The organism is uncultured Clostridium sp. (genome assembly GCF_910588715.1).
Lineage (GTDB): Bacteria > Bacillota > Clostridia > Clostridiales > Clostridiaceae > Clostridium.
Window position 1 is genome coordinate 42,107 of sequence record NZ_CAJURG010000007.1, and the last position, 12,258, is coordinate 54,364.

Annotated in this window: 9 protein-coding genes; 1 reads left to right on the top strand and 8 read right to left on the bottom strand. The window is 26.9% G+C overall.

Annotated features, from left to right (window positions below):
* Nucleotides 1-8: 8 nt before the first annotated feature.
* From QZ321_RS09875 to gltB, 5 genes are all read right to left on the bottom strand, one after another.
* Nucleotides 9-1,301, bottom strand: a complete 1,293-nt coding sequence (locus tag QZ321_RS09875) for an MBL fold metallo-hydrolase (RefSeq protein ID WP_294196718.1) — start codon at nucleotides 1,299-1,301, stop codon at nucleotides 9-11.
* A 33-nt stretch (nucleotides 1,302-1,334) separates the two neighbouring features.
* Nucleotides 1,335-2,462 (bottom strand): SLC13 family permease, encoded by a 1,128-nt coding sequence (locus QZ321_RS09880; RefSeq protein ID WP_291749813.1) that lies wholly within the window; start codon nucleotides 2,460-2,462, stop codon nucleotides 1,335-1,337.
* Nucleotides 2,463-2,488: 26 nt separating this feature from the next.
* On the bottom strand, nucleotides 2,489-2,824 hold the full coding sequence (locus QZ321_RS09885) for a thioredoxin family protein (protein ID WP_363323282.1): 336 nt from the start codon (nucleotides 2,822-2,824) through the stop codon (nucleotides 2,489-2,491).
* A gap of 123 nt (nucleotides 2,825-2,947) precedes the next feature.
* Nucleotides 2,948-4,417 carry a glutamate synthase subunit beta gene (locus tag QZ321_RS09890; protein WP_291742662.1) on the bottom strand — a complete coding sequence of 490 codons (1,470 nt, stop codon included), beginning with the start codon at nucleotides 4,415-4,417 and terminating at the stop codon, nucleotides 2,948-2,950.
* 14 nt (nucleotides 4,418-4,431) lie between these two features.
* Entirely contained in the window at nucleotides 4,432-8,997 is a 4,566-nt protein-coding gene (gene gltB / locus QZ321_RS09895) for a glutamate synthase large subunit (protein ID WP_291749805.1), read from the bottom strand.
* Between the two features lie 166 nt (nucleotides 8,998-9,163).
* Here gltB and QZ321_RS09900 point away from each other — a divergent pair, with 166 nt between their 5' ends.
* Nucleotides 9,164-10,171: a cysteine synthase family protein gene (locus tag QZ321_RS09900; protein ID WP_291749802.1), complete on the top strand. Its 1,008-nt coding sequence runs from the start codon at nucleotides 9,164-9,166 to the stop codon at nucleotides 10,169-10,171.
* A gap of 150 nt (nucleotides 10,172-10,321) precedes the next feature.
* On the opposite strand, the gene QZ321_RS09905 is transcribed toward QZ321_RS09900, so the two are convergent.
* From QZ321_RS09905 to QZ321_RS09915, 3 genes are read right to left on the bottom strand one after another with little or no spacing between them, the layout of a single operon-like run.
* Nucleotides 10,322-11,341, bottom strand: a complete 1,020-nt coding sequence (locus tag QZ321_RS09905) for a hypothetical protein (RefSeq protein ID WP_291749799.1) — start codon at nucleotides 11,339-11,341, stop codon at nucleotides 10,322-10,324.
* A 32-nt stretch (nucleotides 11,342-11,373) separates the two neighbouring features.
* Complete coding sequence (locus QZ321_RS09910; RefSeq protein WP_291749796.1) at nucleotides 11,374-11,574, bottom strand: hypothetical protein; 201 nt, start codon at nucleotides 11,572-11,574, stop codon at nucleotides 11,374-11,376.
* Nucleotides 11,559-12,161, bottom strand: coding sequence for a hypothetical protein (locus QZ321_RS09915; RefSeq protein WP_291749793.1), 603 nt, complete (start codon nucleotides 12,159-12,161; stop codon nucleotides 11,559-11,561). The genes QZ321_RS09910 and QZ321_RS09915 overlap by 16 nt, the downstream gene beginning before the upstream one ends.
* Between the last annotated feature and the right edge of the window lie 97 nt (nucleotides 12,162-12,258).

Here is a 12,258-nt window from a genome sequence, read left to right on the forward strand (position 1 = left end):
CCTTTCAATTATATTGTTTCACCTTTCTTAGGTAAAAAAACATCTCCATTTTCATTATAAAGCTTTTCTGGACGATAAGAATGTATTGGAACTAGTAACTTAGGTTTAATTAAATTAATTATTTTAATTAAATCATAAGGACGAGCATGACCACTACATGGTATATTCATAAATTCTATATTATTCTTAGCAAAATTTTCGATAAATGGCTTATATGCAGGATCAAACTCTCCTAATGGTTGAGCATCAGTATGAATATAAATTCCTCTATTCTTTAATTCATTTATATGATTTAAGGCTAAACTTCCAAGTTGCCAGAAATACTTACCTTCATCCTCTATTAATTCTTTAAAATCTATCCTTAATTTATCGTCTAATCCATACTCTTTATCGTCTAACTGATAATATTTAGTTTCAATTCCCGTTGCTTCTTTTACTACATATGAATAATATGCATCTAATACAACAGTTCTTGGATTACTCTTAATTATGTTTAAAATTCTTTCTATATTTGATATATAATAATTAAAGGTTATTTGTTTATTAGGATTGTCATTAATAACTTTATTTATTTTTTCTATAAGTTCTTTTTCGTTAACTGCTTCTGTTTCTCTTATAGGGTCTTCAAACTCTTGGAATGAAACACTTACACCCTCTATTAATAATACATCACAACTTTCACTTTCCTTACAGAAATTCAACGTATCATTTTCTCTATATCCATGCAACCTAATGTCTCCAGTATAAGCTATAGTTAAATCTGGTGTTTTTATTAATAATCCATTAGCTCCATAAGCATCATGGTCAACTGGCATAACCTTAACTTTTATTTTTCCAACATTAACAACTTCATTTTCCTTAACACCAATTACTTCCCTTGTATTAGAACTTTGTTTTTCATATAAAGGGAAAATAAAATCATTATTAATATTTAAAGTGTTCAATAATGATTTTGTACCTTCTAAAGTATATAAAGGAATTTTAGGATTTAAATAATTAACTATTTTAGAATGATCTAAATGAATATGTGATAAAAATACAGCTGTATTTTTAAAGTTGTCTTCTTTTGATTCATATCCTTCTAAAGGTATTTTAGGATCAAAAATATTATTTAAATAGGGTACTAATTTTTCATCTAATAATCCTTGTAAATCTTCTGGTTGAAATTCTGCTGATGGATTATATTCACTTCCAAAATCAAAGAAAATATGATCATCTTCATATGCAATTTCTATTATCGTTCCACCTATGGTTAATACGCCACTATGGAATGTTATTTTTGTCTTTTTGTCCTTAAGCATAAATTTTTAACAACTCCTCTTTTGATATTTTATCTAAATAAAAAAGTATAGAATAAACACTATTATAACTAATCCTAAAATATTATAAAGTGTAAATTTCTTTATATAATTACCACCATTACTTGGATACTCGTTAAGATATAACTTATAAGAAATTACACTAGCAAGTGAAGCTATAATAGTTCCTAATCCACCTATATTTACTCCTAACAATAACCCTTTATAATATGGAGTAAAGGCTGATATAAGCATAGTTGCAGGAACGTTACTTATAAATTGACTAGATATTATTGAAGATATAAAAGTACTTTTTTCTGATGATAATATATTTATCATAAACTCCTTAATTTCACTCATAGAAGATATATTTCCTATAAATATAAAAAAGGCTACAAAGGTAATAAGTAATGAATAATCTACTTTTTTAAATAAGTTTTTATTAAAACTAATTATAGAAATTATTGTTATTACAAAAGAAATTCTATAATCAATTAAATGAAACACTGAAAGCAATGTAATAAAAAACAAAACTGAATATATTATAATACCTCTTTTATTTTCTATTTTAATCTTTTCAACTTTAAAAGATATACTTTCTCTCTTTTCCCTAAATATTATAAATATTAAAAATATTACTGATAATAAAACTAATGGAAGTGTTATCTTTAAAAACTCTAAGATGTTAATATTAAAATAAGAATAAATAAAAAGATTTTGTGGATTTCCCATTGGCGTTAAAGCACTTCCTAAATTAGCTGCTAAGGTTTGAAATATAACTGCTTTCAATATATTTATATTGGCCTTTTTACCTATAATTAATGTTAATGGAACAAAAGTAATTAAAGCAACATCATTAGTTACTATCATAGCTGAAAAGAACGTTAAAAATACTATCATATATGTAAGCGATTTTAAACTTGTACATCTTTTTAATAAAGAAGTAGCTATGCTATCTAAAACTTTTAAATCATTAAACCCAGCTACTAATATCATTAAATTAAATAATAAAATTATTACTTTAAAATCTATATATTCTATCTTAGGCAATGATATAAATGATGTACCTATTGCTAATATCATTGCAATTATTAATACTATTTCCTTTTTTATAAATTCTATAAATACCCTTTTATCTTTTATTAAATTTAATTCTAAATTCATGCTAAACCCCTACTAAATTTTTTAATTTAAAATATCATTTCATAATATCTTTTTATATTTCTTTCAAGTTCAAGTAAATCTACGTTTCTTCCAATTCTTAATGTTTCCTTACCTTCAATAAACAATAAAAATATAGGTAATGAAAAAACATCATATTTTGCAGCTAAACTTAAATTTTCTTCTCCATTTATTTCTCCACTCTTAATTTCAGGCAAATTTTTTAATATACTTTCAATTTTAAATTTTATTGCTTCACAGGCACCACAATCCATTCCAGTAAAATATACTACAGCCATTTTGTTATATTTAATTAAATTACTAATATCACTTTCACTAAACAATTTATTCAAAATACTATTCATCTCTCTTTATTATAAAAATTTATATCTTTAACCTTATCTTTGTCATTAAATTATATACTTATACTTCAAAAAAAAATAGTCATTACTTAAATTTATAAGCAATGACTATTTATCCTTTAAATTTTACTTCATTAAATATTTATCTACTGATAAGGCAACATTTCTTCCCTCTGTTATTCCCCACACAACTAAAGACGGACCCCTCCTTGCATCACCAGCTACAAATATCTTATCATTAGATGTTTTATAATCTATATCATTTGCATTAATGCTTCCTCTATTATTAATCTCAACACCTAAATCTTTTACTATATAATCTTCAACACCTGTAAATCCCATAGCAATTAAAACTAAATCTGCATTCCAAATTTTTTCTGAACCTTCAATCTCTTTAAGAACCATTTTTCCATCTTTATTTTTAATCCATTCTACATCTACTGTCTTAAGAGATTTTACGTTTCCATTTTCATCTCCATAAAACTCTTTAACACTAGTTAAATATCTTCTTGGATCATGCCCAAACTTTGCAATACACTCTTCTTGCCCATAATCAATTTTCAATATCTTTGCATATTCCGGCCAAGGATTATTTTCTCCCCTAACCTTTAATGGTTCTCCCATTATTTCAAATTGATTTACAGATTTACATCCTTGCCTAATTGCTGTTCCAACACAATCCGTTCCTGTATCTCCACCACCAATTATTATCACATCTTTATTAGTAGCTAAAATATCTAATCCTTTATTAAAATTTGATCCTATTATTCTTTTTGTATTATTAGTTAAATATTTTACTGCAAAATAAATTCCATTAAGCTCTCTTCCTGAAACTTTTAAATCTCTTGGCTTAGATGCACCTACTGTAATAACTATTGCATCATATTCTTTATTTAATTCTTCCACACTAATATCAATACCAACATTTACACAAGTTTTAAAAATAATTCCCTCTTCCTTAAGAATATCCACTCTTCTTTTTATAATATTCTTTTCAAGCTTCATATTTGGTATACCATACATCATAAGCCCACCAACATGGTCTTCTCTTTCATATACAGTAACATTATGACCAAGCCTATTCAAAAAATCTGCACAAGCAAGACCTGAAGGCCCTGAGCCTATAATTGCAACTTTTTTTCCTGTTCTTATTTTGGGAGGATTAGCCTTAATTATTCCTTCACTAAATCCCTTTTCTATTAAATATTTTTCATTAGCCTTAACACTAACAGAATTTCCATGCAATCCACAAGTACAAGCATTTTCACATAATGCAGGGCATACCCTTGATGTAAACTCTGGAAAATTACTAGTTTTTAAAAGCCTTTCTAGTCCAAGTTTCCATTTACCTAAATATATAAAATTATTCCATTCTGGAATAAGATTATTAAGTGGACATCCTGTTGCCATATTATTTAAAATTATTCCTGATTGACAAAATGGAACTCCACAGTCCATGCATCTTGCACCTTGCTCTTTTCTCTCCTCCTCTGTAAGAGGTGTATCAAATTCATTCCAATGATTTATTCTTTTTAATTCATTCTCTCTAATGCAATTTTTTCTACTAAATTCTATAAAACCTGTTGATTTTCCCATGATACTCCCCCTTTTTATATTCCTTTTCTTGTTTTTTCATAAAAGGCATTAATTAAAGCTTCATCTTTAGTAAATCCCTTTTCTTCATTTATTTTAACAAGCTCTAATACTTCCTTATAATCTTTAGGAATTATCTTTTTAAATTTAGATAAATATAAATCAAAATTATTTAAAATATTTTTAGCTTTTTCTGAATTAGTAAGATTATAATGTTCTGTAATTATTCCCTTTAAAAATCCTATATCATCAACATTTAAGTTTTCAATAAGAACCATTTCCTTATTAACCTTAGAAACAAATTTATTATTTTCATCTAAAACATAAGCAATTCCACCGCTCATACCAGCTGCAAAATTATTTCCTGTTTCCCCCAATATAACAACTCTTCCTCCTGTCATATATTCACAACCATGAGCTCCACAACCTTCAATTACAGCAATTGCTCCTGAATTTCTTACACAAAATCTTTCGCCAACTATACCACTAAAAAAAGCTTTACCAGATGTAGCTCCATATAATGCAACATTACCAACTATAATATTTTCATCGGCTAATATCTTACTATCCTTAGGTTTATATACAACTATTTTTCCACCTGATAGCCCCTTACCAATATAATCATTACCATCACCTTCAACCTCTAAAGTTAATCCATTTGGTATAAATGCTCCAAAGCTTTGTCCTGCTGTTCCTGTACACTTAATACATATAGTATCTTCTTGTAATCCACTTGATTTATATCTTCTAGTAATTTCAGAACCTAATATTGTACCAAATGCTCTATCTGTATTTAAAATATCAATTTCTATTTTAACTTTTTCCTTATTATCTAAAGCAGGTTTTGCAAGTTCTAAAAGCACTTTTGAATCCTTAACATTATTAAGTTTGTGGTCATATTTATTATTTAAATTAAATTTAATACCATTTTTAGAGTTAACTTGTGATTTATCTAAAACCAAAGATAAATCTACTTTATTAGCCTTCCAATTATTAATATTATCTTTTTTCTTTAACTTATCTACTCTACCAACCATTTCATCAATAGTCCTAAATCCAAGCTTAGCCATGTATTCTCTTAACTCTTCTGCAATAAATTCCATAAAATTAACTACATATTCTGGCTTACCCGTAAAGTTTTTTCTTAGCTTTTCATTTTGAGTTGCAATTCCAACTGGACAAGTATCTAAATTACATACCCTCATAATTACACAACCTAAACTTACAAGTGGTGCAGTTGCAAATCCAAACTCTTCTGCTCCAAGTAATGCTGCTATTGCAACATCTCTTCCTGTCATAAGTTTACCATCAGTTTCAATCCTAACCCTATCCCTTAAATTATTCATAACAAGAGTTTGTTGTACTTCTGCAAGACCTAGTTCCCATGGAATACCTGCATGTTGAATAGAAGTTTTAGGAGATGCCCCTGTTCCCCCATCATAACCTGATACTAATATTACATCAGCACCAGCCTTAGAAACACCAGCTGCAACTGTTCCAACTCCTGCTTCTGAAACTAATTTTACAGAAACATCAGCATATATATTAGAATTTTTTAAATCATATATAAGTTGTGCTAAATCTTCTATTGAATAAATATCATGATGTGGTGGTGGTGAAATAAGACCAACTGCTGGAGTTGAATGTCTAGTTTTTGCAATCCAAGGATATACTTTTGATGCTGGAAGCTGTCCACCTTCTCCTGGCTTTGCACCTTGAGCCATCTTTATTTGTAATTCATCTGCATTAACCAAATATTCTGATGTAACACCAAATCTACCTGAAGCAATTTGCTTAATTTTAGATCTCTTTGAATCACCATTTGCAAGTGGAATCCACCTTTCTTTGTCCTCCCCACCTTCTCCTGTATTAGATTTTCCTCCTAATCTATTCATTGCTATAGCAAGTGTTTCATGAGCTTCTTTTGAAATTGAACCATATGACATTGCCCCTGTTTTAAATCTTTTAACAATGGAAGATACAGGCTCTACCTCATCTAATGAAATAGGATTTAATTCAAACTCAAAATCTAACAATCCCCTTAAAGTTAAACCTTCTTCTTTATTTATTAAGTTAGAATATTCTTTAAACTTTTTATAGTCCCCTGTTTTAGTTGCTTGTTGTAACATATAAATAGTTTTTGGATTATATAAATGCTTTTCTCCTGCACTTCTTAATTTATCTCTTCCAAAATTATCTAAATCAAAATTAAGCTGTTTATACCTCTTATTAAAAGCCATTTCATGCTTAGATAATGCTTCTTTTTCTATATCACTTAAAGTTAATCCACCAATTCTACTAACAGTATTTGTAAAATACTTATCTATCACACCTTTATCTATTCCCAAAGCTTCAAATATTTGAGCTCCTTGATATGATCTAATAGATGAAATACCCATCTTAGAAAGTATCTTGGTTATTCCTTTAACAACAGCTTTATCATAATTATTTATTGCTTCTTCATATGGAATACTAATAATTTCATCTTCAACTAATTCATGTATACATTGATAAGCTAAATAAGGATTAACAGCCGTAGCACCATATCCTAAAAGTGTTGCAAAATGATGGACTTCTCTAGCTTCTCCTGTTTCTATAATAATATCTGCCAAACTTCTAACACCTTTTTTAATTAAATAATTATTCATTGTAGAAACAGCTAATAATGAAGGAATTGGTACATTTGATTCATCAATAAATCTATCACTTAATACTATTACATTTGCTCCTTCATTAATAAGTTGAAGTGCTTCCCTACACAAATACTTTAATGATATTTCTAAACTATTCTTTTTAGTTTTATCAAATGTAATATCTAATGTTTTAATATTATAACCATTTCCATCTAATGATTTTATTTTAACTAAATCTTTATCGCTAATAATTGGATTTAAAATTTCTATTTGTCTTAAACCTTCAGGTGAATCTTCTAATATATTTCCCTTAGACCCTAAATAAACATTAGTTGATGTTACAATCTCTTCTCTTATTGCATCTATTGGCGGATTTGTTACTTGTGCAAATAATTGCTTAAAGTAATTAAATAATGGTTGCTCCTTTAAGGATAATACTGCAAGTGGAGTATCAATACCCATAGCGGCTATTGGTTCACTCTTATTTTGAGCCATTTCATATATATTAGTTTTTAAATCCTCATATCCATATCCAAAAACTTTTTGGAAAGTTTTTATCTCTTCTTTACCCATAAAATCTTGTTCATAATTATTTATGTTTATATTTTTAAGTAATGTTAACTTATTATCTAGCCATTCTTTATAGGGCTTTTCTAAAATATATTTTTTCTTAATTTCTTCATCTTGAATAAGCTCTCCCTTAACAGTATCAACTAATAAAACTTTTCCTGGTTTTAATCTATCCTTTTTTATAACCTTTTTTTCATCTATATATACTGCTCCTGTTTCTGATGAAAGATACAAATATCCATCATCTGTTATATAATATCTAGATGGCCTTAATCCATTTCTATCTAATACAGCCCCTACCTTTTCTCCATCTGTAAATACTATAGATGCAGGACCATCCCATGGCTCCATTAATGTTGAATTATATTTATAAAAAGCCTTCTTATCTTCATCTATATTTTTAGCCTTTTCCCATGGTTCTGGTATCAGCATTAATACTGACCTAGCTAAATCTCTTCCACCCATATATAAAAATTCTAATACGTTATCAAGTGTTGCAGAATCTGAACCTTCTTTATTTATTATAGGTAATATCTCTGAAAGCTTATCTCCAAATACTTCTGATGTAATAGAAGCTTCTCTTGAATAAATCTTATTAACATTTCCCCTTAAAGTATTTATTTCACCATTGTGAACTATCATTCTATTAGGATGTGCTCTTTCCCAGCTTGGAAAAGTATTTGTTGAATATCTTGAATGAACTAATGCTATAGCTGACTCAATATCCTTATCTAATAAATCATTATAAAATTTTCTTACTTGAGTTGATAAAAGCATTCCCTTATAAACTATTGTTCTTGAAGAAAGAGATACTACGTAATTGCTACAACTACTTAATTTCCTTTCCTCATTAAAAGCTTTTTCAATATTTCTTCTTAATATATATAAATCTCTTTCAAAATTCATTGAGTCTTTTATGTTATTTGGTTTTTCTAATATAATTTGAATAATATTAGGCATAGAGTCTAATACACTCTTTCCAAGAGAACTGCAATCAACTGGTACCTCTCTTGATAAAATTACTTTATAATTTTTATCACTTAAAACCTTATTTATTATATTTAATGCAATTTCTCTCTTTTTCTCTTCCCTTGGAAGAAAAAATGATCCTACTGCATATTCTCCACTTTCAGGCAAATTAACATTATATTCTTTACATACCTTACTAAAAAATTTATGTGGTATTTGAATTAAAATACCAGCTCCATCACCAGTATTTTCATCTGCTCCAGTTCCACCTCTGTGCTTTAAATTTTCTAAAATATCTAAAGCATCACTTATTACTTTATTAGATTTTTTCCCCTTAATATTTACTACAGCACCTATTCCACATGCATCATGTTCAAAGCTACTGTCATACAAGCCCCAATTTTTCTTCATATCAAGCGCCCCTTTTAATTCTATATTTTCATGCTAAAAATCAACTATTAAATTATTATATTAAAATCTAATTTTTAATTTTAAACAATCCGTACTATAAAAAATACTATGCATTAATTTTTTCTCATATACTAACATAAATAACTTTTTAGGAGTGACAATTTTTATGAAAGATATATTTAATAAATTCAACCATTTAGAAAAATTAATTGGTAATACTCCTTTAATTGAAATTTCATTAAAATATAAAGATAAAAAAATGAAAATTTATTCTAAACTTGAGTATTACAATTTAACCGGAAGTGTTAAAGATAGAATAGCTGTATATATGCTAAAACAAGCTTACATGAACAAAGAAATTAATGAAGATGATTTAATTTTAGAAGCTACTAGCGGAAATACTGGAATATCCTTTGCAGCAGTAGCTTCATATTTAGGACATGATGTTCATATATACATGCCAGATTGGATGAGCTCTGAAAGAAAAAAATTATTAGAAAGCTATAATGCTAAACTGCACTTAGTTTCAAAAGAAGATGGAGGATTTTTAAAATGCATATCTTTAACTGAACAATGCAAGGCTAATTGTTCTAACATATTTTTACCTAGACAATTTTCAAATGAAGATAACATAAATGCACATTATAATTCTACTGCACCAGAAATATACTCTACATTAAGAAAACATCATTTATCACCGTCTATTTTTGTTGCTGGAGTTGGTACTGGTGGAACAGTAATGGGTATATTTAAATATTTTAAAGAAAAAAATCGTCATTTTAAAGCATATCCTATAGAGCCTGCATCTTCTCCAACACTTTCAACAGGAAGTCATACTGGATGTCATAGAATTCAAGGAATTTCTGATGAGTTTGTTCCAGAAATAGTTGATTTAACTCAATTAGATGAAGTTCTATCCGTTGATGATGGTGATGCTATAATTATGGCACAAATGCTATCTAAAGAATTTGGCCTTGGAGTTGGAATTTCTTCTGGTGCTAATTTTATAGGAGCTATTAAAGCATTAGAAATTAATAAGTCAGTTTCTGGAGCAATAACAATATTTGCTGATGATAATAAAAAATATCTTTCTACAGATTTGATGAATAAAGAACCTGTAAAAGATGGTTTTATTTCTTCTGATGTTAAACTCATAGACTTTAGAGTTTTATAAATAATTTAAAAGGCTAAATATTCATTTTGAACATTTAGCCTTAATCAAAATAAAAATACAGCAATATACCCTTATAATTTTACTATATTCTTTTAAGTTAACCAATAGATTAATTTATATATTAGTTGTCAAATACTTTCAATAATCTATTTAATTATTTATATTATAATTTATTAACTCTTTTACTTCTTTATTAATAATAAATTTATTAATATCTATATTTTTATCTGAATAAATTGGTATCATAGCAAATTTACTTTTATGTTGCTTTAAAAGTAACATAACTCTTCTACTAACTGTTATCTCTGGCCTAACAAAAAATTTATCTGAATCCTTAAATGCCATATAAGATAAATTAAAATCTTTAAAATTATTTAATATATATTCATCACTATAAATACAAACATCACTATCTTTTTTAAAGTAATTACAAAGTGGTGATTTTTCACTTGGATAAAATACACCTTCATTCGAAAATAATGATGAAATTTCAGTTTTTATTTTAGGTTGTTCAATTATATTTGTTACCTTTAATTGATAAAATATTATTTCATCAGTATTAATCTTCTTTACAGGAAGCAATTTAAAACCAGTAAAATTATTATCTTCAAAAAACTCTCCTAAAGATTTATTAATAAAATATAAATTGGCATATCCAGTATTGTATTCTTGAAACTGTACCTTATTTACAATATTTTTATTACAAACTAAATTTTCTTTATTATCGAAAATAATAAAGTTTTCTGTTAAATTTATAGGGTTAATTTTTTTATTATTTTCATTTATACATTTTTCCGAAATACTACTTTGATAAAAATTAAGAATTAGTTTAAAATACTCACAATTAATATAATCATTTTTACTGTATTCAATAATTTCATAATCACCTTTTATAATATTATAATTTAAAATTAATCCCTTCTCATTAAAAAATTTTAATATTTTTTTATGTTCAATAGAATTATAATCAAAAAATTCAGTTGAGGGATTAGAGCTATACCTTATATATTCTTTAGTTTCTTCATCATAAAAATCATAATCATATTTAATCTTAACTAAATTATAATAATCAGGCAAAATTTTTAATTTTATCATATAATCTTGCAGCTCTTTCAAAATAGAATCCTCTATAGTATCTAATATTATTTCATAATATATTTTACATTTCAATTTTATTCACTAGCTCCCGTAAGTATTTTAAATTAATATGGTCTAGCTACTGATACGAACTCTTTTAAAAATAAGTATAATTTATCCCCAGTTTGATCATATAATTCCTGGTAGGTTTTTCTCATACCATTTCTTACTTGTTGTTCATTATAAACGTGACCATAAGGTAAATATTTTCTAGACATAGCAGTTATTTTTCTATGATCTTCAGTTTTTATTAAAATAGAAAACATATTGCTATCACTTGCCCTTTAAAAGCACCTTTTAATCTTTTTTCTATAATATGGTATCTTCCATATCCAGTTCGTGCAGGCATTGATGAATATCTTGTTATTCCTGCTTTTTTTGCAGTTCTATTACCCCAAGTAAGGGCATCTTGTAATTTAGAACTTCCTTTAATTGCTGATAACGCACCATTAACTGCTGGAACACCTGGTAATACAACAGCACCAGCATCAAAAACAACCCCTATTGCATTCCATAAACTAGAGTTAGCATTAAATTCAGATATTGATATAACTAAAGATCCTATATCAAATAAAGCTCCAACAATTTTAGATTCAACATAAGTTTCAACACTTTTTACATTAAAACTTTCGATAGTATAATCACTACTACTAAACGATTCTATTATTTCATGGTAATTAGAATTATTAGTAAATGGAATAGTTATTATATCTCTATGTCCATCTTTTTCATTCTTTAAATTTACTTCTAATTCATTACTAATTATTAAACTTTCATAATCTCTATCATTTATTTCTAAATAGGTTTCTGTTAAGCTTTTATTAAATATATTTAAAACTTCAGCTTGTACCACATTAGTTAATAAAACATTCAAAAATAGAAATAAATAAAGATAAAATTTTATTTATTTTTTATAATAATTCTTACCCCTTTTTCAATTATAATTCTTA

Excerpts from the sequence above, each read along its gene's own strand:
- QZ321_RS09875 (WP_294196718.1), bottom strand. The coding sequence starts at position 1,301 with ATGCTTAAGGACAAAAAGACAAAAATAACATTCCATAGTGGCGTATTA.
- QZ321_RS09880 (WP_291749813.1), bottom strand. The coding sequence starts at position 2,462 with ATGAATTTAGAATTAAATTTAATAAAAGATAAAAGGGTATTTATAGAA.
- QZ321_RS09885 (WP_363323282.1), bottom strand. The coding sequence starts at position 2,824 with ATGAATAGTATTTTGAATAAATTGTTTAGTGAAAGTGATATTAGTAAT.
- QZ321_RS09890 (WP_291742662.1), bottom strand. The coding sequence starts at position 4,417 with ATGGGAAAATCAACAGGTTTTATAGAATTTAGTAGAAAAAATTGCATT.
- gltB (WP_291749805.1), bottom strand. The coding sequence starts at position 8,997 with ATGAAGAAAAATTGGGGCTTGTATGACAGTAGCTTTGAACATGATGCA.
- QZ321_RS09900 (WP_291749802.1), top strand. The coding sequence starts at position 9,164 with ATGAAAGATATATTTAATAAATTCAACCATTTAGAAAAATTAATTGGT.
- QZ321_RS09910 (WP_291749796.1), bottom strand. The coding sequence starts at position 11,574 with ATGTTTTCTATTTTAATAAAAACTGAAGATCATAGAAAAATAACTGCT.